Origin of the sequence: Kitasatospora sp. NPDC096128 (genome assembly GCF_040303105.1) — a bacterium.
Classification (GTDB): Bacteria; Actinomycetota; Actinomycetes; order Streptomycetales; family Streptomycetaceae; genus Kitasatospora.
On sequence record NZ_JBEOSP010000053.1, the window covers coordinates 23065 to 45704 of the forward strand.

18 protein-coding genes are annotated in these 22640 nt (G+C 75.1%); 1 reads left to right on the plus strand and 17 read right to left on the minus strand.

Going from position 1 to position 22640, the window contains the following annotated elements:
• Window positions 1–252 precede the first annotated feature (252 nt).
• From ABTY61_RS36410 to bldG, 9 genes are all read right to left on the minus strand, one after another.
• A complete protein-coding gene (locus ABTY61_RS36410; RefSeq protein ID WP_350509490.1) occupies window positions 253–1464 on the minus strand; it encodes a DNA polymerase III subunit delta' in 1212 nt (403 codons plus the stop codon).
• 253 nt (window positions 1465–1717) lie between these two features.
• Window positions 1718–5176, minus strand: a complete 3459-nt coding sequence (gene tmk, locus ABTY61_RS36415; protein ID WP_350509470.1) for a dTMP kinase — start codon at window positions 5174–5176, stop codon at window positions 1718–1720.
• Window positions 5177–5366: 190 nt separating this feature from the next.
• Complete coding sequence (topA, locus tag ABTY61_RS36420) at window positions 5367–8231, minus strand: type I DNA topoisomerase (RefSeq protein WP_350509471.1); 2865 nt, start codon at window positions 8229–8231, stop codon at window positions 5367–5369.
• 428 nt (window positions 8232–8659) lie between these two features.
• Complete coding sequence (locus tag ABTY61_RS36425) at window positions 8660–9145, minus strand: DUF3592 domain-containing protein (RefSeq protein WP_350509472.1); 486 nt, start codon at window positions 9143–9145, stop codon at window positions 8660–8662.
• Window positions 9146–9440: 295 nt separating this feature from the next.
• Window positions 9441–10973 (minus strand): DUF7059 domain-containing protein, encoded by a 1533-nt coding sequence (locus ABTY61_RS36430; protein ID WP_350509473.1) that lies wholly within the window; start codon window positions 10971–10973, stop codon window positions 9441–9443.
• 229 nt (window positions 10974–11202) lie between these two features.
• The gene (locus ABTY61_RS36435; protein WP_350509474.1) at window positions 11203–11988 is read right to left on the minus strand and encodes a hypothetical protein; all 786 of its coding nucleotides are present in this window, start codon (window positions 11986–11988) and stop codon (window positions 11203–11205) included.
• 112 nt (window positions 11989–12100) lie between these two features.
• A complete protein-coding gene (locus ABTY61_RS36440; protein ID WP_350509475.1) occupies window positions 12101–12469 on the minus strand; it encodes a cyclophilin-like fold protein in 369 nt (122 codons plus the stop codon).
• A gap of 190 nt (window positions 12470–12659) precedes the next feature.
• Window positions 12660–13079 (minus strand): ATP-binding protein, encoded by a 420-nt coding sequence (locus tag ABTY61_RS36445; protein ID WP_350509476.1) that lies wholly within the window; start codon window positions 13077–13079, stop codon window positions 12660–12662.
• A gap of 158 nt (window positions 13080–13237) precedes the next feature.
• On the minus strand, window positions 13238–13579 hold the full coding sequence (gene bldG / locus ABTY61_RS36450; protein WP_045698282.1) for an anti-sigma factor antagonist BldG: 342 nt from the start codon (window positions 13577–13579) through the stop codon (window positions 13238–13240).
• A 222-nt stretch (window positions 13580–13801) separates the two neighbouring features.
• Here bldG and ABTY61_RS36455 point away from each other — a divergent pair, with 222 nt between their 5' ends.
• Window positions 13802–16159, plus strand: coding sequence for a DEAD/DEAH box helicase (locus ABTY61_RS36455; RefSeq protein WP_350509477.1), 2358 nt, complete (start codon window positions 13802–13804; stop codon window positions 16157–16159).
• Here the strand turns inward: ABTY61_RS36455 and ABTY61_RS36460 are convergent.
• The 8 genes from ABTY61_RS36460 to ssd all read right to left on the minus strand — a co-directional run bounded on the left by ABTY61_RS36460 (window position 16154) and on the right by ssd (window position 22172).
• Window positions 16154–16750: an Rv3654c family TadE-like protein gene (locus ABTY61_RS36460; RefSeq protein WP_350509478.1), complete on the minus strand. Its 597-nt coding sequence runs from the start codon at window positions 16748–16750 to the stop codon at window positions 16154–16156. The two genes, ABTY61_RS36455 and ABTY61_RS36460, sit on opposite strands and share 6 nt — an antisense overlap.
• Window positions 16738–17196: a TadE family type IV pilus minor pilin gene (locus ABTY61_RS36465; protein ID WP_350509479.1), complete on the minus strand. Its 459-nt coding sequence runs from the start codon at window positions 17194–17196 to the stop codon at window positions 16738–16740. Before ABTY61_RS36465 ends, ABTY61_RS36460 begins: the two co-directional genes overlap by 13 nt.
• Window positions 17197–17314: 118 nt before the next feature.
• Entirely contained in the window at window positions 17315–17587 is a 273-nt protein-coding gene (locus tag ABTY61_RS36470) for a DUF4244 domain-containing protein (RefSeq protein WP_350509480.1), read from the minus strand.
• Window positions 17588–17668: 81 nt separating this feature from the next.
• A complete protein-coding gene (locus ABTY61_RS36475; protein WP_350509481.1) occupies window positions 17669–18268 on the minus strand; it encodes a type II secretion system F family protein in 600 nt (199 codons plus the stop codon).
• A gap of 197 nt (window positions 18269–18465) precedes the next feature.
• Window positions 18466–19479 carry a type II secretion system F family protein gene (locus ABTY61_RS36480; RefSeq protein WP_350509482.1) on the minus strand — a complete coding sequence of 338 codons (1014 nt, stop codon included), beginning with the start codon at window positions 19477–19479 and terminating at the stop codon, window positions 18466–18468.
• 1 nt (window position 19480) lies between these two features.
• A complete protein-coding gene (locus ABTY61_RS36485) occupies window positions 19481–19708 on the minus strand; it encodes a hypothetical protein (RefSeq protein WP_350509483.1) in 228 nt (75 codons plus the stop codon).
• A complete protein-coding gene (locus tag ABTY61_RS36490) occupies window positions 19705–21048 on the minus strand; it encodes a TadA family conjugal transfer-associated ATPase (protein ID WP_350509484.1) in 1344 nt (447 codons plus the stop codon). Before ABTY61_RS36490 ends, ABTY61_RS36485 begins: the two co-directional genes overlap by 4 nt.
• The gene (ssd, locus tag ABTY61_RS36495; protein WP_350509485.1) at window positions 21048–22172 is read right to left on the minus strand and encodes a septum site-determining protein Ssd; all 1125 of its coding nucleotides are present in this window, start codon (window positions 22170–22172) and stop codon (window positions 21048–21050) included. The genes ABTY61_RS36490 and ssd overlap by 1 nt, the downstream gene beginning before the upstream one ends.
• Window positions 22173–22640 lie beyond the last annotated feature (468 nt).

Below are 22640 nucleotides of genomic sequence, written 5' to 3' on the forward strand. Positions count from 1 at the left end.
CCCCAGCGTGCACAACGGGCCCGCCGTCACACGCGGGTGTGCCCGGCGAGTATCGCCCGTTCACTCGAAGGTGGGACGCCGAGCCGACTCCGAGCGGCTCCGGGCGGCGTACGGACACCGCCCTGCGGACCGGACGCCGCTGCGGATCGGACGCCGCCCTGCGGATCGGACCCGGGCCGACCGCGGGCCCTGACGCAGGCCAACAGGCCAGCAGGCCCAACAGGCCGGCAGGCCCGGTCCCCGGAACGGACCTCAGCCCGCCCGCAGCGCCACCGTCATCGCCTCGACCGCCAGCAGCGGGTCCACGTTGCGGTCCAAGGCCACCCGGCAGGCGAGCACCGCCTCGATCCGGCGCAGCGTGCCCTCGGGCGTGCCGTCCTGGGCGACCCGGTTCAGCGCCTGCCGCTGGTCCTCGTTGGCGAGCGGGCCGGTGGAGCCGAGCTGGATCGCCAGCACGTCCCGGTAGAAGCCGAGCAGGTCGAGCAGCGCGACCCCGAGGGTCTCCCGGCGGGTCCGGGTGGACCGGCTCTTCTGCCGCTTCTCCAGCTCCTTGACGGCCCCCGCCATGCCGCGCGGCGCCTTGCTGCCCTCGGCGGCGCCGTAGGCGGCCTTGAGGTCGTCGGTCTCCTTGGCGTCCTGGGTCTCGGCGAGCGCCTCGGCGTCGGCCTTGGCAGTGTCGACCAGGCGCTGGGCGGCGGTCAGGCAGCCACCGATGTCGGCGACCTCCAGCGGGATCCGCAGCACCTCGGCCCGGCGGGTGCGGGCCTGCTCGTCGACGGCGAGGCGGCGGGTGCGCTCGATGTCGCCCTGCCCGGCGAGCGCGGCGAGCCGGGCGGTCTCCGGGTCGACGCCGTCGCGGCGGACCAGCATGTCGGCGACCGCCTCGGCGGCGGGCGTGCGCAGCACCAGCAGGCGACAGCGCGAGCGGATGGTCGGCAGCACGTCCTGGACGGAGGGGGCGCAGAGCAGCCAGACGGTGCGGGGGGAGGGCTCCTCCACGCCCTTGAGCAGCGCGTTGGCGGCGGCCTCGGTGAGCCGGTGGGCGGCGTCCACCAGGATCACCGACCAGCGGCCGCCGGTCGGGTAGCTGGAAGCGCGCAGGACCAGGTCGCGCATGTCGCCGACGCCGATGGACAGACCGTCGGTCCGCACGTACTTGACGTCGGCGTGGCTGCCGGCCAGCACGGTGTGGCAGCCGTCGCAGAACCCGCAGCCGGGCGTGCCGCCGAGCGCGAGGTCGGGGCTGGTGCACTGGAGGGCGGCGGCGAAGGCGCGCGCGGCAGTGACCTGGCCGGCCCCGGGCGGGCCGGTGAACAGCCAGGCGTGCGTCATCAGGGAGGCGTTCCCGCCCTGCTCGGGGGCTGCGCCGCGACCGGCCTCGACCGCCGCCCCGGCCGCCCGGGCCGCGGCGGTCAGCTGGTCGACCACGCGATCCTGGCCCACCAGGTCGTCCCAGACGGCCACTGCTGCTCCCAAGCTCCGTACGGCAGCGCTCCGCGCCGATTCCCCGCCGTCGAGCATACGTCTCCGCTCCGACAGCCACTGCTCCGTCCGCGTCACGCCCGGTCACGGACTGCGGCCCGGCCACGGACAGCGGTCACCCCACGGCCTGCCACCACCCCGGTACGGCCTGCCACCGCCCCGGTGCGACGACGGGCGGTGCCGCCCCGGGAGGCACTGTCCCGGGGGCGGCACCGCCCGTCCCTGCGTCCCTACGTCAGCTGCGCCGGCCCCAGCGCCGGCCCTTGCCCTTGCCGCCGTCCTCGCCGCGGTCGTCCCCACCCCGCCGGGCGGAGCCGTCCTGGTCGCCGCCGTGGTCCCAGCGCGCCCACTCGTCACGCGAGCCGAGCAGGGTGTCGGTGAGGCTCGGCAGGTCGTCCATCGGCGTCTCCTCGGCCCACTCCGGCCGCGGCCGCTCGGCCGTGGACTGCGACTCGCCGGACTGCGGAGCCGCCGGCGGCTGAACGGGCTGCTGAACCGGCCGCTGGACGGGCTGCGGCGCAGCCTGCCACCCGTCCACCACCGGCAGCTCACGGGTGCTGTCCACCGGCTCCCCCGAACGCCCCGGCCCGACCTGCGGCAGCACAGCCGTCTCGTCCACCGCCGGAACCCTCGGCAGCACCGCCGCCGGAACCGCCGGCCCCGCCGGAACCCTCGGCAGCACCGCCGTCTCATCCGCCGCCGGAACCGCCGGCCCCGCCGGAACCCTCGGCAACACCGCCGTCTCGTCCACAGCGGGCACCTTCGGCAGCCGGGAGGTCGCCCCGGCGGCCTCCGCCGCCCGGACCGCCGCCTGCCGGTCGCGCAGCGTCAGCTCCCGCGTCGCCTCGTCGCCGAGCCCGTCCGCCGCGCCCCGCGGAGCGTCCGGGGCGGCCCGCAGCTCCGTCGTGGCAGCGTCACCGGCAGCCGCAGACCCCGCCCGTTCCGAAGCAGCCCGGTCCGAAGCAGCCCGCTTCGCACCGGCCCGGTCCGAAGCCGTCTCCGCCGCCGCGGCAGCCGCCGCGAGCGCGGCGGCCTGCGCCAGCCGGGCCTCCTCGGCCCGCTGCAGCGCCTCCTCCGCCCGGCGCCGCTGCTCCTCGCGCGCCAGTTCCCGCTGCCGCTGGAGCTCGGCCTGGGCGGCCGCCTCGTCGGCGATCCGCTTGCGCTCGGCGGCCTCCGCGGCCAACCGGGCCTCCTCGGCGGCGCGCTGCTTCGCCTCCTCCTCGGCGCGGAGCTTCGCGGCCTCCTCCGCCCGGCGGCGGGCCTCCTCCTCGGCCTTGCGCCGGGCCTCGGCGGCGAGCCGCTCGGCCTCCTCCTTCGCCAGCCGCTCCTCCTCGGCCTGCTTGGCCCGCAGCTGCGCCAGCACCTCCTGGCGCTTGCGCTCGGCGGCCTCCTCCTCGGCCTTCTTGCGGGCCTCCTCGGCGGCGCGCCGCTCGGCCTCCTCCTTGGCCAGCCGCTCCTGCTCGGCGCGGGCGGCCTTCTCCTGCTCGGAGAGCGGCAGCTCGCGGTCGAGCCGGTGGCGGATGGCGGTGGTGACGAAGCCGGGGGCCTGGCTGCCGTCGACGACGAGGTAGCGCGCCGGGTCGGCGGCCGCGAGGGCGAGGAAGCCGGCCCGGACCCGCTGGTGGAACTCGGTGGGCTCGGACTCCAGCCGGTCGAGCGCCTCGGTGAAGCGCTCCCGGGCCCGGGTCGGGTCGACGTCGAGCACCACGGTGAGGTCGGGCAGCAGCCCGCCGGTCGCCCAGCGGGAGATCCGGGCGACCTCGGTGGCGGCCAGGTCGCGCCCGGCGCCCTGGTAGGCGATGGAGGAGTCCATGTACCGGTCGGTGATCACCACGGCGCCGCGGGCGAGGGCCGGCCGGATGACGTTCTCGACGTGCTCGGCACGGTCGGCCGCGTAGATCAGCGCCTCGGCGCGGTGCGACAGGCCGGTGTTGCCGACGTCCAGGACGAGGCCGCGCAGCCGCTGGCCGACCGGGCTGCCGCCGGGCTCGCGGGTGAGCACGACCTCGTGCCCCTTGCCGCGGATCCATTCGGCGAGCGCCTGGGCCTGGGTGGACTTGCCGGCGCCGTCGCCGCCCTCCAGGGCGATGAAGAAGCCGGTTCCGGTACCCCGGTGGGGCACCGGGCCGCTGCCGCCGCGGACCGCGTCGACCAGGTCCCGGCCGAACGGCACCGTGCCGCGCCGGTCGTCGGTGCGCAGCAGGACGACGGCGGCGAGGACGAGGGTGAGCAGGCCCGCGGTGGCGACGGCGAGGGCGCCGCCGCCGTGGATGAAGGTGAACGAACCGGGCTCGACGGTGCCGTACTCGACGTCGCCGTAGCCGGCGGCGATCAGCGGGACGACGACCAGCGCGGCGGCGACCACGGTCCGCAGCACCGCGTACAGGTGCTCGGTGACCTTGGGCAGCCGGGCCTCCTCGACCTCCTGGGCGAGCAGGTTGCGTCCGGCCGAGACGACGATCCCGGCGGCCAGTCCGGCCAGCACGGTGAGCAGCAGGACCAGCACGAAGTCCAGCACCAGGCCGGCCAGGATCAGCGCGACGCCCTCGGTGAGCAGCGCCAGCGCGAGCAGGCGGCGGCGGGAGAGCGAGGGCAGGGTGGCCCGGGTGAGCCGGGCGCCCAGCGCGGGGGCGCCGGCCGCGGCGAGCACGACCAGGCCGTAGCCGATCGGCCCGGCCCGGTGCTCGGCGGCGGTGAGCAGCGCCAGGGCGGCGACGCCCGCCATCGAGGCGAAGCCGGCCGCAACGGCGAAGGTGAAGTACGGGGCGCTGCCGGTGCGGCCCTTGCGCAGGGCTGGGCCGGGGGCGGCGTCGGTGGGGGCGCGCAGGCCGGTCAGCGGCGAGTGCGGGGCGACGCTCACGCGGCCGACGGGCAGCTGCTGGAGGTAGCCGCGGACGGCAGCGGTGGTGAAGAGTCCGGCCGCGCCGAGGGCGGCGAAGGTCAGCTGGTGGGCGCGCAGCCAGTCCGAGCCGACTGCCGCGCCGATGTTGTTGAGCAGGGTCAGGGCGACCAGGCCGACGGCGCCCAGCGGCACGGTGACCCAGCCGGTGAACCGGTCGATGCTCCGGACGGTGTCCAGATTGGCGGCGGCCGGCCGCTGCTCCGCGGCGGGGGCGTACGGGTTCACGGGCGGCAGCAGGCCGGGGACGGCCGTGGCCTTGGCGATGCCCCGGACCCGCTCGGCCGCACCGGTGAGGAACACGGTGGCGAGCAGCACGTAGGTGGCCGCGCCGGAGGGCTTCGGGCCGGAGCCGAGCCAGACCGTCCACCAGGGCGCGAGGCCGATCAGCAGGGCGCTCAGCGCGTCGGCGCCGACCAGCGTCCAGCGCCGGTCGAGCTTGCCGGCGACCAGCTGGTGCACCGGTTCCAGCAGCGCCACGCCGAGCAGCCCGGTGGCCGCCACCCGCACGGCCAGCACGGCCGCGGTGGCGAAGGCGAGGCTGCGCGGCAGGTCGCCGAGCTGGCCGCCCTGGGCCGCGGCGATCACGGTGAGCGCGAGCAGCACCAGCAGCCCGAGCCGGTCGGCGGCGCCGCCGATCAGCTGGGTGGTCCACAGCCGCCGGTAGGACCTGGTCCGCAGCAGTGCCCGGGCCCGGTCCACGGGGGTTCCGGCGGGCGCGATCTCGGGCAGGTCGGGCCCGGTGGCTCCGGCAGCCGGGGCGGCGCTGGGGGTGGGCTGCTCCTCGCTCGTCATACGGTCAGCGTAGCGGTCTGGGCTTTGCCGGATTGAGACGAACGGGGTTCCGGTTCGCCGTCATCACCGGCCTGTGACGATCCCTGCACAGAGCTCGGGCCCGCGCCCCCGGTGGGGGACGCGGGCCCGGTGCCGCTGTCGGGCTGCCGTGGGGCCGCCATCAGGCTGCCGTCGGGCTGCTGCCGCCGGATCAGCCCTCGTCGGTGGCGGTGGTCTTGGCGGCCGCGGTCTTCTTCGCGGCCGTCTTCTTCGCCGTCACCGTCTTGGTGGCGGTGGTCTTCTTCGCGGCCGTCTTCTTGGCGGCGGTCTTGGTCGCCGTCGTCTTGGTGGTGGTGGTCTTCTTGGCCGCCGCCTTCTTGGCCGGGGCCTTCTTCGCCACCTTCTTCACCGGCCCGCGCGCCCGCTTCTCGGCGAGCAGCTCGTAGCCGCGCTCCGGCGTGATGGTCTCGACGTCGTCGTCCTTGCGCAGCGTGGCGTTGGTCTCGCCGTCGGTCACGTAGGGGCCGAAGCGGCCGTCCTTGACCACCACCGGCCGCTCGGAGACCGGGTCGGTGCCCAGCTCCTTGAGCGGCGGGGCGGCGGCGGCCCGGCCGCGCTGCTTGGGCTGGGCGTAGATCGCCAGCGCCTCGTCGAGGGTGATGGTGAAGAGCTGGTCCTCGCTGGTGAGCGAGCGCGAGTCGGTGCCGCGCTTGAGGTACGGGCCGTAGCGGCCGTTCTGCGCGGTGATCTCGGCGCCCTCGGCGTCGGTGCCGACCACGCGCGGCAGCGAGAGCAGCCGCAGCGCGTCCTCCAGGGTGACGGTGTCCAGCGACATCGTCTTGAACAGCGAGGCGGTGCGCGGCTTGACCGCGTTCTTGCCGGTCTTGGGCGTGCCCTCGGGCAGGATCTCGGTCACGTACGGGCCGTAGCGGCCGTCCTTGGCAACCAGCATGTTGCCACTGACCGGGTCCGGGCCGAGCTCGAAGTCGCCGCTGGGCTTGGCCAGCAGCTCCTCGGCCAGCTCGACGGTCAGCTCGTCCGGCGGCAGCTCGTCGGGGATGTCGGCGCGCTGGCCGGGCTCGCCCTCGACGGCGGAGGCGCGCTCGACGTACGGGCCGTAGCGGCCGACCCGCAGGGTGATGTCCTCGCTGATCCGGAACGAGCTGATCTCCCGGGCGTCGATCGCACCGAGGTCGGTGACCAGTTCCTTCAGGCCGCCCAGGTGGTCGCCGTCGCCGTTGCCGGCCTCGGCGGCAGCGCCGGCCGCGACCTCGCCCTCGCCGAAGTAGAAGCGCTTGAGCCACGGCACGGACTGCGCCTCACCGGCGGCGATCCGGTCGAGGTCGTCCTCCATCCTCGCGGTGAAGTCGTAGTCGACCAGCCGGCCGAAGTGCTTCTCCAGCAGGTTGACCACGGCGAAGGAGAGGAAGGACGGGACGAGCGCCGTGCCCTTCTTGAACACGTACTTGCGCTGGATGATCGTGTCGATGATCGACGCGTAGGTGGAGGGGCGGCCGATCTCCCGGTCCTCCAGCTCCTTGACCAGCGAGGCCTCGGTGTAGCGGGCCGGGGGCTTGGTGGCGTGGCCCTCCGGGGTGATCCGCTCGGCGGCCAGCGGGTCGCCCTGGGCGACCTGCGGCAGCCGGCGCTCGCGGTCGTCGAGCTCGGCGTTCGGGTCGTCGGCGCCCTCGACGTAGGCCTTCAGGAAGCCGTGGAAGGTGATGATCTTGCCGGAGGCGGAGAACTCGACGTCCCGGCCGTCGGCGGAGGCGCCGCCCACCCGGACGGTGACGGACTGGCCGACCGCGTCCTTCATCTGGGAGGCGACGGTGCGCATCCAGATCAGCTCGTACAGCCTGAATTCGTCGCCGGTCAGACCGGTCTCGGCAGGGGTGCGGAAGCGGTCGCCGGAGGGGCGGACGGCCTCGTGCGCCTCCTGGGCGTTCTTGACCTTGCTGGCGTAGGTGCGCGGGGCGTCCGGCAGGTAGTCGGCGCCGTACAGCTGGGTGACCTGCGCACGGGCGGCGGCGATCGCGGTCTCCGACAGCGTGGTGGAGTCCGTACGCATATAGGTGATGAAGCCGTTCTCGTACAGCTTCTGGGCCACCTGCATGGTCCGCTTCGCGCCGAAGCCCAGCTTGCGGCTGGCCTCCTGCTGGAGCGTGGTGGTGCGGAACGGCGCGTACGGCGAGCGGCGGTAGGGCTTGGACTCGACGCTGCGGACGCTGAACGCGGTCTGCTCGAGGGCGGCGGCCAGCTGTCGGGCGGCCTGCTCGTCCAGGTGCAGGGTGTTGGTGCTGCCGGCCTTGAGGCGGCCGTCCGAACCGAAGTCGCGGCCGGTGGCGATCCGCTTGCCGTCGACCGAGGCCAGCCGGGCACCGAAGGTCTCCGGGTTGGCGGCGTCGGCCGGGGTGCGGCCGGTGCCGAAGGTGCCGACCAGGTCCCAGTACGAGGCGGTGCGGAAGGCCATCCGCTCGCGCTCGCGCTCGACCACCAGACGGGTCGCCACGGACTGCACCCGGCCCGCCGACAGCTTCGGCATGACCTTCTTCCACAGCACCGGCGAGACCTCGAAGCCGTAGAGGCGGTCGAGGATGCGGCGGGTCTCCTGGGCGTCGACCAACCGCTGGTTCAGCTCCCGCGGGTTGGCCACGGCCTCCTGGATCGCCGTCTTGGTGATCTCGTGGAACACCATGCGGTGCACCGGCACCTTGGGCTTCAGGACCTGCTGGAGGTGCCACGCGATGGCCTCGCCCTCGCGGTCCTCATCGGTGGCGAGGAAGAGCTCGTCGGACTCCGCGAGGAGCGACTTCAACTTGCTGACCTGGGACTTCTTGTCCGCGTTCACCACGTAGATGGGCGCGAAGTCGTGATCGACGTCCACGCCGAGGCGGCGCACCTCGCCGGTGTACTTGTCCGGGACCTCGGCCGCGGTGCTGGGCAGGTCCCGGATGTGCCCGACGCTCGCCTCGACGATGTAGCCGGGGCCAAGGTAGCCCTTGATCGTCTTCGCCTTGGCCGGCGACTCGACAATGACGAGTCGCTGTCCGTGCGCGGTCTCGCTGCTCGGGGACACCTTCGCTCTTCTCTCCCGGTCCTTATGTGGCTGGTCGGCGCTGGCAGCACGGGCTGCGCTCCGCCCGACCCCTCCACCGTCCCGGGGTCGCCACTGCACGACACCCCACCAGCGGAGTGTGACCGTACCCCGGCCACCCTTGTCAAACGGACGGTTCCCGCTGTTTCGCTTGCCGCGCTCACCGACGCCACTCGAACGGTAACCCGATGACGGAGGTTCGCGCCCCGTGGAGGGGGGCTTCGGCAGGTTCCGGAGGATGGAATGACGGATTTCAAGATCTGTCAACGGAAAATCGGCGCGGATGCGGTATTGCGCTCTCCGGATCGCGCCGGGGACAGCGGACAGCGGACAGGGACGGGGACGGCCGACGGAAGCGGGACGGGGCCAGGACGCGGCCGGGACGGGGACGACGGCGGGCTGCCGACCCGTCAGCGGCCGATCGCCGCCAGCAGCCCGGCACCCGCCCCCAGACACACCACGCCCAGCGCGCACCACAGCAGGTCGACGACCGCCGCCCGGCCGATCTCCCCGGCCGCCAGCACCGCCCGGCGGGGGCGGTCCGGGTCGTAGCAGATCCGCACCGGGGCGCCGGGCGCGAACCGCTCCGGACGGCGCAGCGGAGTGTGCCCGCGCGGCCGGGTGAGCACCAGCTCAGCGATCCGGCCGGCGCCGGAGCCCGAACCGGAGCCCGAACCGGACCCGCCGGCCGCCGCCGGCAGCACGGAGAAGGAGAGCAGCGGAGCACTGTCGAGCTGGCCGTGCACGTCGCGCTCGGCGACGACCGTCGCCACCACCGGGACCCCCGACCGGCGCACCCGGTGGCGAAGGCGCACTTCGGCGGCGCACCAGAGCAGCAGCGCGCCACCGAAGAGGGCGAGCACCAGCCCGCCGACGGTCGCCGTCGTCGTGTCCACCCCTGGCCCCCGGCTCCCCAACTCTGTCCACAGCCTGTGGACAGAGCCTCACAGCACCCGGCCAACGGGGGGCGGCCGGACGGGGACCACCGGGCGAACCAGGGGGTACGGGAGGGTGAACCAGAGGATGCCCGGGCAGCGTTCTACCGGACGGGGCGGAACCTCACCGCACCGAACGCCAAGGAACCCGACGCCAAGCCGCCGAACCCCGCCCCGCCGGGCCTCACGACACCGGGTCTCACCGCGGGCCTCACCCCTCCGGACCTCACCGCACCGGACCTCACCGCACCGGACCTCACCGCACCGGGTCGATGAACCCCTGCTCGGTCAGCAGCCGGAGCGACTCCGGCACCCGGTCCCGCAGCACCACCCGGTCCTCGCCGAGCAGGTGCGCGATCGCGTCCACGATCTCGCCCGCCGACAGCGTCCCGTCGCAGACCCCGACGAACCCGGCCCCGACGGTGTCCACCTTGGTGGCCCGTCGCATGCCCCGGTTGTGACGCAGCACCACATGCTCCGGGTCCTCCGCCCCCGGCGCGCCGACCTGCTCCTGGACCACCTCGTCGGCCAGCACGTAGCGGGCCGCGAGCAGCCCCGCGTCGTCGTGCGAACGCAGGAAGTCCTGCCGGTCGAACCACTCGTCGATGTGCGGACCGAGCGGCTGCTCCACAGGGTGCGGCCACTCCTCCACCCGGACGGTCGGACGCTCGGCACCGCCCGCCCGCAGGGTGATCCAGCCCATCCCGATGCCCTCGACCCGGCCCGCCTCGAAGGCGTCCAGCCACTCGCCGTACCGGGCCTGGTAGTCGCCGCCCGGGCCCCGGTGGTCACCGCCGTCGCGCAGCCACAACTCGGCGTACTGGGCCACGTCCTGGACCTCGCGCTGGACGACCCAGGCGTCCAGCCCGGTGCCCGCGACCCAGCCGGCCAGCCGCTCCTTCCAGTCCTCGCCCTTGACGTGCTGCCAGTTGGCGAGCAACTGGCAGTACCCGCCCGGCTCCAGGTGCTCGGCGGCCGACCGCACCAGGCTGCGGCACAGGTCGTCCCCGGCCATGCCGCCGTCACGGTACGTGAACCGGCCGCCGGGCGAGATCACGAACGGCGGGTTGGAGACGATCAGGTCGAACTTCCGCTCCCCGACCGGCTCGAAGAGGCTCCCGGTGAGCACCTCGGTGTTGTCGAACCCCGAAAGCGCCAGGGTCAGTTCGGTGAACCGCAGCGCACGCGGGTTGAGGTCGGTGGCGGTGACGCTCCCAGCGTGCCGGGCCGCGTGCAGCGCCTGCACGCCGGAGCCCGAACCGAGGTCCAGCGCCGCCCGGACGGGGCGACGCACAGTGATGTTCGCCAGCGTCGTGGACGCTCCGCCGACCCCCAGGACGAGGTCCTTGCGGGCCACCCCGTGCGCGGTCTCGCCGGAGCCGATCCCGCCCGCCCCGCCGACCGCGCAGCCCAGGTCGGACACCACCCAGGCGTCCGAACTGGGCATTCCGGCAACCTCGTTGGCGTACGGGCGGACGTCCACCGTGGCGCGCACCAGATCCCCGTCCGGGCGCAGCCAGCCGTCCGCCAGGCAGTCCTCCACGGGCAGCGCTGCGGCGGCCGCCCGGTACGGCACCGGCTGCTGCAGCAGGAACAGCCGCACCAGCGTCTCCAGCGGGCTGCCACCGCGCGTCGCGCGCAGCGCCGGAACGGCCTCGCTACGGGCCAGCGCCGCGTAGCCGGTGGGCCCCAGCAGGTCCAGGCACCCATCGGCGGTGAACGAGGCGGCCAGCAGCGCCTCGCGCAGCTTGGCCAGACGGGTCGGGTCGAGAACGGGGCTACTGATCACCCCGCCATTCTCCCCCGCCCCGCCCCATCCCGGCCCCACCGGCCCGCCGCCCCCACCGGGAGCACCCCCTCACCCACCCGCCCCCGCCGACGGCCGGAGCGCCCCACCGGCCGCATCAGGACGTCGACCCGGGCCCCCAACCCCCGCTCCGGCCGCGCCCCTCGACACAGCGGGCCGGGACCGCTCCTCCGAGCGGCCCCGGCCCTTGCCGATGCCGTACTGCCCCCGGTCAGCTCGCGCTGGGTGCCGGACTGGCCGGGGCCGAGGAGGAGGCCGGGGCCGGGGCCTGGGACGCCGGAGTGGTGGCACCGGCCGCCGGGGTGGCCGCCGGGCTCGCGCTGCCCGTCGCGCCCGGCGCGGGGGTGCCGCCAGGCGCACCGGCCGAGGCCGTGGCACCGGCGCTCGGGGTGACACCCGCACCCGGGGTGGCCGTGGAGCCGCCGGCACTGCCGCTCGCCCCAGCGCCCGGAGTGGCCGGGGAGGCCTTGCACCCCTCCTGCTTGGCCATCGCCTTGCCGAGCTCGCCGCTCCCCAGCTTGCTCTGCGCCTGGGTGGACAGCGAGGACAGCTGGCGCAGCTGGTCGCCGACGCTGTTCAGCCCGTCCGCGAACTTCGCCTGGTCGTTGTTGACCAGCGCGTCCAGCTTCTTCTGGACGTTCAGGTAGCCGTCGGCGGCCTTCTTCAGCTCGTCGATGGTGTCCTTCTGCAGGGCGGCGCCGTTGTCCACCTTGGGCGCGCCGGCCGCGTCGATCGCGGCCGCGATGTCCTGGTTGGTCTTGGCCAGTCGCCCGATGTCCGCCGAGAGCCGCTTCTGCAGGTCGACCGGGGTCTCACCGGTCTTCACCTGGGCGGTGTCGGCGAGCGCGGTCTGCGCCTGGGCGATCGGGTCCTTGGCCGCGCCGCAGACGTTCGACGCCCAGGAGTCCAGCTGCTTGCTGTTGTCGTCGCCGCAGCCGACGGCGCCGAACGCGAGCAGCACGCCGAGGGCGGGTACGGCCAGCAGTCGCTTGTTCACCGGGAGGAGCCTTTCGGTTTCGGTCGTCTTCGGTCGTCGAACCTACACGGCCGTCACCGGGCACCCGGTTCCCGGCTGCCCGGCCCCCGTTCCGCCCGACCCGTCCCGGTGCTCAGGCGCGTTCGACCCGGATCGGATCGCCGGGCCGGACGGTGCGCAGCACCCGGGCGTCCCCGTCCAGCAGGCCGAGGACGTTACAGGGACTGGCCAGTCGGCACTCGCCGTCGTGCGAGATCGGGGTCGGTCCGTAGGGCAGCGCGAGGCTGTCGCCGTCGGTCCAGAACGCGACCGTGCCCGGCTCGACCACCTGCCGGGCACCGTCCTCGCGCGGCACGCTGACGGGCGTTCCGAAGTAGACCTCCTCGCCCCAGGTGCCGGCCGTCGAACTGATCGGCAGCTCGGCCCAGAGCGCTTCGGTGGTGGGGGTGGCCGCCAGCGCGGCGGTGGCCTGCCCGGCCGGCCACAGGATGCGGATCCGCATGTGCTTCCTCTTCCGCGACGAGGTCCGATCGATGACCGGACCCGGTCGTGCCGGAAGCAGCGAACCGCCAGGCTCAACAGTTTGTCAATGCGCGCCCGGGAACTGGGCACCCCGAGAACGGCACCCGCGACACCCGCACACCCCCGGAGCCCCCGACACCCGCAGAACCCGCGTAACCCGTTCGGTGACGTCAGACCGCGACGGAGGCGACCGAAACCGGCCAGCTCATCCGGATCACGCCGCCGTCGGCGCCGTTGGTGACCTCCAGGTCCTCGACCAGACCGGTGATCACGGCGAGACCCAGGGTGTCCTCGTCCGGATCGCCGCCCTCGGCGCCCCCGGAGGCCGGGACGGTGGCGGGGCCCGCCTCATCCTCGACCTCGATGAGGAAACGCTTCTCCTGGTCGGTCAACGCGACCCGCACCGTGCCGCCGATCCCACCGCGCTGGTGCAGACCGACCGCACGGGAGCACGCCTCACCGACCGCGAGCCGTACCTCGTCGAGCACCGACTCGTCGACCCCGGCCCGTCTGGCGACGGCCGCGGCGACCAACCGGGCCGTCCGCACGTGCTCGGGAAGCGCGCTGAATCGAAGTTCGACGGTTGCCATCTCTCCCCCTCGGGGTGCTCCGACGGGGGCCGACGGTGCGGCCCCGCGGACCGGCTGAGCCGGCCCTGAGACGCCCGGGGAGCAGGGGGCCGCACGGACCCTCCGCGCCCCGGACGCGTGGAACGGGCGGGCCGACCACGTGGACCGGCCCGGACGCGTCAGTCGGTCGCCTGGACCGCGTCGTCCACCGAGGTGTGGATCGGGAAGACCTTGGTCAGACCGGTGATCCGGAAGATCTTGAGAATGCGCTCCTGGTTGCACACCAGGCGCAGCGAGCCCTCGTGAGCACGCACCCGCTTCAGACCGCCGACGAGCACGCCGAGGCCGGTCGAATCGAGGAAGTCGACGCCCTCCATGTCGACGACGAGGTGGTACTTGCCGTCGTTGACGAGCTCGACCAGCTGCTCCCGCAGCTTCGGGGCGGTGTACACATCGATCTCGCCGCCAACCTCGACGACCGTACGATCGCCGACTGCACGGGTCGACAGGGACAGGTCCACGGAACCTCCAGCACCTTGCCTTGCTACGTCATGTGCGATCCTCGGCCGGACGGCCGCCACCGCATGGTCGCGAGCCCGGACGCGCCAAGCCAACGCGTGGCAAGCCTCAGCGCTGCGACCCACGGCCATACGGCCGTCACGGCCACATTCAACCACCTGCGACCATGCCCGCACGATGGCTTACGACGATTCTCTGTCACGCCGGTGACACACTGGGTCCTCATGCCGCCCCGACACAGCCTGCCCGAGGCACTGCTCGCGACCCTGTCCACCAGTCGGGGGCGGGCCGATCGGCTCACCCATACGGAGCACCTTCCCGCCCGACCCGCGCGTTATTCGCCCTGGCCCGACTCGATCCGACCGGAGATCGTCGCCGCGGCCCTGGACGTCGGAGTGGAACAGCCCTGGGCGCACCAGGCAGAAGCGATGAACCTGGCCAAAAGCGGCCAGACTGTGGTGATCGCCACAGGCACCGCCTCGGGCAAGTCGCTGGGGTACCTGGCGCCGGTCCTCAGCGACCTGCTGGACGGCACCGAGGCCCGCAACGGCCGCGGCGCCACCGCGCTCTACCTGGCTCCGACCAAGGCACTCGCCGCCGACCAGCGCCGCCGTGCCGCCGAACTCGCCCCGGCACGGGTCCGGGCCGCCCTCTACGACGGCGACACCCCGTTCGAGGAGCGCGAGTGGGTCCGCCAGTACGCCTCCTACGTGCTCACCAACCCGGACATGCTGCACCGGGGCATCCTGCCCGCGCACGCCCGCTGGTCCTCCTTCCTCAAGGTGCTGCGCTACGTGGTCGTCGACGAGTGCCACAGCTACCGGGGCGTGTTCGGCTCGCACGTCGCCCAGGTACTGCGGCGGCTGCGCCGCATCTGCGCCCGCTACGGTTCGTCACCCACCTTCCTGCTCGCCTCCGCCACCACCGCCGAACCGGCCGTCACCGCCCGGCGGCTGACCGGCCTGCCCGCCGTGGCCGTCACCGAGGACGCCTCGCCGCGCGGGCCGATGGTCTTCGGCCTCTGGGAGCCGCCACTGACCGAGAACGTCGGCGAGCACGGCGCCCCGGTGCGCCGCACCGCCACCGCCGAGGCCGCGCACCTGCTGACCGACCTGGTCGAACGGCAGACCCGGACCGTCGTGTTCGTCCGCTCCCGGCGCGCCGCCGAACTCGTCGCCCTGCAGGCCCAGGACCAGCTCGGCCGACCGCTCGCCGACCGGGTGGCCGCCTATCGCGGCGGCTACCTCGCCGACGAACGCCGGGCCCTGGAGCGCGACCTGCACTCCGGCCGGCTGCTCGGACTCGCCTCCACCTCCGCCCTCGAACTCGGCGTCGACGTCTCCGGCCTCGACGCCGTCCTGATGGCCGGTTACCCCGGCACCCGGGCCTCGCTCTGGCAGCAGGCCGGCCGGGCCGGCCGGGAGGCCCAGGGCGCGCTGGCAATCCTGATCGCCCGGGACGACCCGCTGGACACCTACCTGGTGCACCACCCGGAGGCGCTGTTCGCGACACCCGTCGAGGCCACCGTGCTCGATCCCGACAACCCGCACGTGCTCGCCCCGCACCTGTGCGCGGCCGCCGCCGAACTCCCGCTCACCGACGCCGACCTGGAGCTGTTCGGCCCGTCCACCGCGCCGCTGCTGCCGGTGCTGGAGCGACGCGGCCTGCTGCGCCGACGCTCCGACGGCTCCTGGTACTGGACCCGCCGGGAGCGCGCCGCCGATGCCGTCGACCTGCGGGGCAGCGGCGGCAGCCCGGTACAGATCGTCGAGGCCGACACCGGCCGGCTGCTCGGCACAGTGGACGCGGCGGCCGCCCACACCACCGTCCACACCGGGGCCGTCCACCTGCACCAGGGCCGCACCTACCTGGTCCGGGAGCTCGACCTGGAGGACTCGGTCGCCCTGGTCGAACCGGCCGACCCGCCGTACACCACGGCCGCCCGTGACATCACCTCCATCTCCGTCCTCGACACCGACACCACCGTCCACTGGGGCGAGGGCCGGCTCAGCTTCGGCTCGGTGGAGGTGGTCAACCAGGTGGTCGGCTACCTCCGGAAGCGGATCTCCACCGGGGAGATCATGGGCGAGAGCAAGCTCGACCTCCCGCCCCGCACCCTGCGCACCCGTGCGGTCTGGTGGTCCGTCACCGAGGACCAGCTGCTGGACGCCGACCTCCCGCTCGACCGGCTGCCCGGCGCCGCCCACGCAGCCGAGCACGCCTCGATCGGCCTGCTGCCGCTGTTCGCCACCTGCGACCGGTGGGACATCGGCGGCGTCTCCGTCCCGCTGCACCCCGACACCGGGCTGCCCACGGTGTTCGTCTACGACGGCCACCCGGGCGGGGCCGGCTTCGCCGAACGCGGCTTCCAGCGGGCCGTCGAGTGGCTGACCGCCACCCGCGCGGCGATCGCCTCCTGCGAGTGCGAGCGCGGCTGCCCGTCCTGCGTCCAGTCGCCCAAGTGCGGCAACGGGAACGACCCGCTGGACAAGGCCGCCGCCGTACGGCTGCTGGACGTCCTGCTGGCCGGGGCGCCCGGAGCGGCCGCGGACCCGGACGCCGGCGCACCGGGCGACTCATGAGCCCACCCCCTCACCGGAGGCCGTCGGTTCGCCGCCCGCCACGCCCGCGACACCCGTCGCACCCGGGCTGCCGGTCGCTCCCGGGCCGCCGGTCGCTCCCGGGCTGCCGTGCGCCTCGCCGAGACCTTCCTCGGCGGCGGTGACCGGAGCCCGGACCGGTCCGGCCCTGGACCGCGCCTGCACCGGACCGACCGGCAGCCGGCCCGGGAGTCCGCCGACCGGCACCCGGGCCACCACCTCGACGGCATCCGCCGAGCGGTCCGCCGCGCAGGAGACCAGCACGGCTCCCTGTGCCACCGCGATCCCGACGGCCCGGGCGCAGCCACCGTCCGGGTCCAGCAGCAGCCCGTCGGCGGCCGCGAGGGCTGCCAGGTCCGCGGCCGACTCGGCCCGGTGGCGGGCGGCCACCACCGCACCGACCGCGATCGTCGCCGCGAAGACCGCCGTGCCCAGCATCGCCAGGGCGAGCAGCCAGACCGTCGCCGAGCCCGCGTCCGCCCCGTACCCGTGTCTGCCGGGCGCGGCCGCCCGAGCGGTCCGGACGCGTGCCAGCCGCTCCGCCGCCCACCACCGGCCGGTCAGACGGGCCACGGACCTCCACCTCCCTCCGACGACCTTTCCGTGAAGCTTTCCGTGAAGCTTTCCGCAGACCTTTCCGCAGACCTTTCCGCGGTTCCTTCCGCAGTGCTGCCCAACACGTCCTCCCGTGCGGCCACCGCCATCGCACCGACCCGGACCGCGAGCAGCCCGGCGAGCCTGCCCGGAGCCGCGCACGGGGCGTCCACGTCGACCCGCACCGTGTCCGCCGCGATCGCCACCCGGACCCGCGCTCCCGGCGGGGCCGCCGCGCGGGCGATTCCGGCGGCGTCCGGCTCCCCTCGGGCGGCGGCCCTGGCGCCGATCCGAGCCGCGTCCACGCAGGTGATCTGCGCGGCCGCCGCGAGCACGCCCCAGATCAGCATGGCCGCGAGCAGGACGAGCGCGGGCAGCACCACCGCCGTCTCCGCCGTGACGAAGCCCGCGTCCCCGCGCCGCACCCGCCCCGACCGCCGCCGGGCCCGTAGCGACCTGCCGGGCCCCGCCCCGGAACTCCCGCCCGCCTCGCGGGGAGCCGGCTCGCCGGGAGCCCGCGGGACGGTGCCTCGCAGACGGGCCCTACGCCGCACGGAGCGCCCGTTCCAGCATCTCGGTCAGCGCCCCGGTGATGGCCGCGCTGGTCACCACCTTGTACAGCCCGGCGGCGAGGGCGCACGCGCCCAGCGTTCCGACGGCGTATTCGGCCGTTGTCATCCCGGCGTCCGAACGGCCCCGGTGCCGAACCGCCCTGCGCACTCGGCCGGCGGCCCCACGGCTCCGCCGCCGCCACACTCCCGGCAGATGCTGGAACGGACGCCCGGCACCGGGCCTGATCGCGAAGACTGCAGTCATCAGATCTCTCCTGTCTGGATTCGTTTCCGGTCTCTCCCGTCGGCCCCGGCCCGGTTGACCCGGGCAGGGCCCGACACCCACTCACATCGCTTGGGCAAAAAGGCTGGTGAGGCCGATCACCACCGGCACCACTCCGATGAGGACGAAGGCCGGGAGGAAGCAGAGCCCGAGCGGCGCGGTGGCGAGCACCGCGGCCCGGCGAACCCGGGCGTGGGCCGCGCGGGCTGCGGCGGTGCGCTGCTCCTGGGCCAGCCCGATCAGCGGATCGGCCGCGGGGGCTCCGCCGAGGCTCGTCCGGACCAGGCATCGCGCCAACGACGCCAACGACGGGTGCTGTTCGCCCAGCCTGGTCCAACACAGCTCCGGCGGTGCGCCCAGGGCCAGTTCGGCCCCGATCGCCACCAGGCTCGGCCCCAGCGGCGCGCCCACGCTCCGGCCCACCGCCACCACCGCCGCCGAGGGCAGCGCAGCCGACCCGAGGCAGGCTGCCAACAGCTCTGCCCCCAAGGGGAGTTGCCTGAGCAGTAGCTCCTCCTCAAGCGCCGCCCGGCGATCCGTCGGCGACCGGGCCCGGGCCGCCCACCGGTGGACGCCCACCGCCACCAGCACCCCGGCCGCCACCCCGAGGCCGCCTCCGAGCAGCACCGCCACAGACAACCCCGCGGCAACCGCCGTTGCCATCCGCCGACGGGGCCCGACGCCAGCTGCCCCCAGCCCCGTTCGTCTCCGTGCCTGCTCCCGTTCCCGTTCCCAGCCGAACGCCCTCCGTCCAGCCCTCCACCCGGTCCTACGCCGGACCGCCCGGCCCGCAGCCACCACCACCACAGCCACCATCACCACCGCCGGAAGCCCGACCGGCACCCACCCGATGAGCCTCATCACCCCACCCCCGCTCCGGCACCGAACGCCCCGGCCCGGAGGAACCCGCGCCGCCCACCCAGATCCCTCCCCGGGCCCGCCGCACGGGAGCGGCTCCCTGCGCCCCGGGGGGCCTCCAGCGCGCCCCGGGCCGCCGCCCGGACGATGCGGGCCGTCCAGAGCACCCCCAGCCCCTCCAGCACCGCTCCTGCGCCGAGGCAGCCGAGCCCGGCCGGGGTGTGCAGCAGGACCTCCACCGGCCGGGCCCCGAGCGCGCCACCCAGGAGCAGCCCCGCGCCCGGCAGGGCGGCCAGGACCGCGATCGTCGCCCGCGGTCCGGCCAGCTCCCCGGCGATCTCCTCGGCCAACGCCCGCTCGCCGCGCAGCGCCTCCGCGACCCGGTCCAACGCGGCGGCCAACCCCGACCCTCCGTCGGAGGCGACCCGCCAACAGGCCCCGATCGCCGCCGCCCCGCTGCCGCCGGGCAGTTCGGCGAGCAGCTGGAGCGCCGCGGGAACGTCCCCGCCGTAGCGGCCCGCCGCCAGCCGGGCCACCGGCTCCGCGCCGAGCCTGCGCAGCCCGTCCGGGTCCGCGGCCAGCCGTGCGGTGACCAGGTGCAGGGCCTGCTCCGGCGTCGCGCCGCTGCGCAACTCCCCGGCCAGCGCGGCGCAGAGCTCCACCACGGCGGCGGCCCGCTGCCCGGCTTCCACCGCGAGGCGCCGTCGCAGCCGCCACCTCCGCAGCGGAAGGACAGCCAGTACGCCCGCGAGCACCGGCACCGGCGAGACAGTCACCTGTCCGAGGACCAAGCCGGCCGGCAGCACCAGCAGTTCGGGCGTCAGCAGCCCGGACAGTCGGCCTTTCGCCCAGCGCGCCGCCTCAGGGCCGAGCGCCCGCACCGGGGGCCCGCTGCCCGCCAGCACCAGCCTGGAGCGCCGCCCACCGGGCAGCTGTTCCTGAACCGTCCGCCACCCGGCGACGGCCAGCACGCACAGCACCGCCACCCAGCAGAAAGTGAGTTGATCACGCATCATGTCAGTCACCTCCTCGCCGGCGCCCCGTCCGTCCCGACGCCCCGAGCAGCACCAGGGCACCCGTCGCGCACGCGGCCAGGAACAGCACGAACCCGATCTCCACCAGCCGCAGCTCCCGCGCCGCCTGGCCCGCCGCTGCCACCGGCCCCGACGCCGACGCCCGCACCGCCGCCGGCGCCACCGCCGTCATCACCACCGGCGCCGCCACCGACATCACCGCCGCGCTCATGACGCCCCCGCCCCGAGCCGCACCCCGCGTGCGGCCAGCAGCCCGACCAGCCGGTCCCAGGCCGCTCCGGGCACCAGCCCACCCGCTGCCGGGAACTCGACCGCCGGAGTGGTCACGGCCAGCCCGTCGCGGTCCCCCGCCAGCGTGTGGATCTCCGCCACCCGGCGCCGCCCCGAGCCCGGGTCCCGGACCAGGTGCACCACCACGTCCAGCGCGGCCCGCAGTTGGCTGTGCAGGGCCGGCCGGTCGAGCCCGGCGAGCGAGCCCAGTGCCTCCAAGCGGACCGGCACATCCGCCGCCGTGTTGGCGTGGACGGTGCCTGAACCGCCCTCGTGCCCGGTGTTGAGCGCGGCCAGCAGGTCCGACACCTCGGCCCCGCGCACCTCGCCGATCACCAGCCGGTCCGGCCGCATCCGCAGCGCCTGTCGGACGAGGTCCCGCAGAGTGAACTCGCCCAGCCCCTCCTGGTTCGGCGGCCGGCTCTGCAGACGGACCACGTGCGGATGGGCCGGTCGCAACTCGGCGGAGTCCTCGGCGACCACGATCCGTTCGTCCGGCCCGACCAGGCCGAGCAAGGCCGCGAGCAAGGTCGTCTTGCCCGAGCCCGTCCCGCCGGAGACCAGCAGCGACAATCGCGCCCGCACGATGCCGGCCAACAGCTCGGCGCCCTCCGGCGGCAGCGCACCGCCCGCCACCAACTCGTCCAGTGTGAACGGCCGGGGCCGCCACACCCGCAGCGAGATGTGGGTGCAGCCGGCCGCGATCGGCGGCAGCACCGCGTGCAGCCTGGTGCCGTCCGGCAGCCGGGCGTCCACCCAGGGCCGGGCGTCGTCCAGACGCCGCCCGGCCGCGGTGGCCAGCCGGTGGGCCAGCCGCCGTACCGCCTCGGCGTCCGCGAACCGGACCCCGGTGGCTCGGTGCAAACCGCCGCCACGGTCGACCCACACCTCGTCCGGACCGTTCACCAGCACATCCGTGACGTCGGGCGCCGCCAGCAGCCGCTCCAGCGGGCCCGCACCCACCAGTTCGGCGCGCAGCGAGCGCACGGTGTCCAGCACTTCGTCCCCGCCGAGCGGCGGCCGGGTGGCCCGCAGCACGGCCGCGACCGTGCCCGCCGTGGGGGCGGCCCCGGACTCGGCCAGCCGCAGCCGTACCGCGTCCACCAGCTCCGCCGCCCGCTCCTCGCGGGCCGTCCGGCCGTACGGGCAGGGCCCGTGCTCGGCCCGGGTGGGCCCGCCGGGCGGCGGCACGCTCCGCAGCGGCCGGTGCTCCCGCGCACCGTCACCCGGAACCGGGACGCCGCCCCGCGTTCCTGTCCTGCTCCTGCGCAGACGGACCATCAGTACGCACCTCCTCCGACTGCCGACACCGGCGGCAGTACCTCGTTCAGGAAGCTCGCGCAGAAGCGCGCGAGCGGGCCGCCGTCCCGCGTGCCGGGCGGGACGCCCTTCTCGACGTCCTCGGCCAGACCCGGCTCCGGTTCCAGCTCCCCCGCCAGCTCCAGCCGCAGCCCACGGGCGATCCGGTGGGCCGGGAGCCCGCCGGCCCGCACCGGCCGCACCACGGCCCGGACGTCCCCGAGCCGCATCCGGGCCGCCGCCGCGACCCGATCGGCGGCCGCCACCGCGCGCAGTTCGGCCGGGACGACCAGCAGCGCCAGGTCGGACTGCTCCAGCGCCTGCCCGGCGGCCGGGTCGAGATGGCGCGGCACGTCGACGACGACCAGCCCGCCGCGCCGCCGGGAGGCCGCCAGCACGCTGCGCATGGCGGCGGGCGGGACGGTCAGGGTGTCGCCGCGGTCCCAGGACAGGCAGGACAGCGCGGAGAGCCGTTTGAGGGCCGGCAGCGCCCTGGCCAGCTCGGCCCCGCTGACCCGCCCGCGCGATCCGGCCAGGTCGGGCCAGCGCAGCCCGCGGGACGTCTCCCCGCCGAGCAGGATGTCCAGGCCCCCGCCCAGCGGATCGCCGTCGAGGAGCATGGTCCGCCGCCCCGTCCGCGCGGCCGTGACCGCGAGGGCGCAGGCCAGCGTCGAGGCCCCGGCGCCGCCCCGGCCGCCGAGCACGGCGACGGTGACCGCCGGGGAGCCGACGCCCTCGGCCGCGTCCGCGATCCGGTCCAGCAGCCAGGCTTCGGCGTCGGGCAGGAACAGCACGTGCTCGGCGCCGAGTTGGACGGCTCTGACCCACACCCCGGGGTCGTCGAGGTCCAGCCCGAGCAGCAGCACCCCGCCGCGCCTGCCCAGCCCGGCGCAGCGCTCCGCCTGGTCGTCGCCGACCAGGACCAGGGGGGCGGCCTCCCACAGTTCGCGCGGCGGCGGCGCGCCCCTGATCAGCCGGGGCTCGGTGCCCGCTGCCGCGCAGACCCGCAGCAGGTGCTCGGCCAGGCTGTCGTCCCCGGTGACGACGAGCGGCCCGGTGGCCGCGGGGCCTCCGGCGGTGACCTGGTCGGCGATCGGCGTCGACATGGTGTTCTCCCCTCTGCGCCGGCGGCCACCAGGGGCGGTCGCGGCGCGCATCGGACGGTTCCGGCGGACGGCCGCCAGGCAGACCTCTGGGAGAGGAAGGGGTGAGGCCCTGCCCGGCGACCGCCGCCGACCATCACGGTGGGGGGAGATCCGGATTCCGTCATCCACGTTCCGATTGCCTGTGGATAACTCGGGGGTTGTGGATGAAAACGTTCACTCGGGCGGGGGGCTAATCGGCGAAGAATTGACGAAAGGGGGTCACCGAGATGAACCGGACCTCCACCGACCCCCCGTCGACCGCCTTCCCGAGGCCGGCTCACGGCCTCCCGCGCACCCCTCCGGGGCGGCCGTGCGGAGCCGATCGGAACCAGCCGTGCGCATCGTGCGAGTCATGAGCAAACGGCGACGCAGAGTGACGAAAGGTGGTGGACGGACCGAGCCGTCGACACCACCTGTACACCCCCGGGG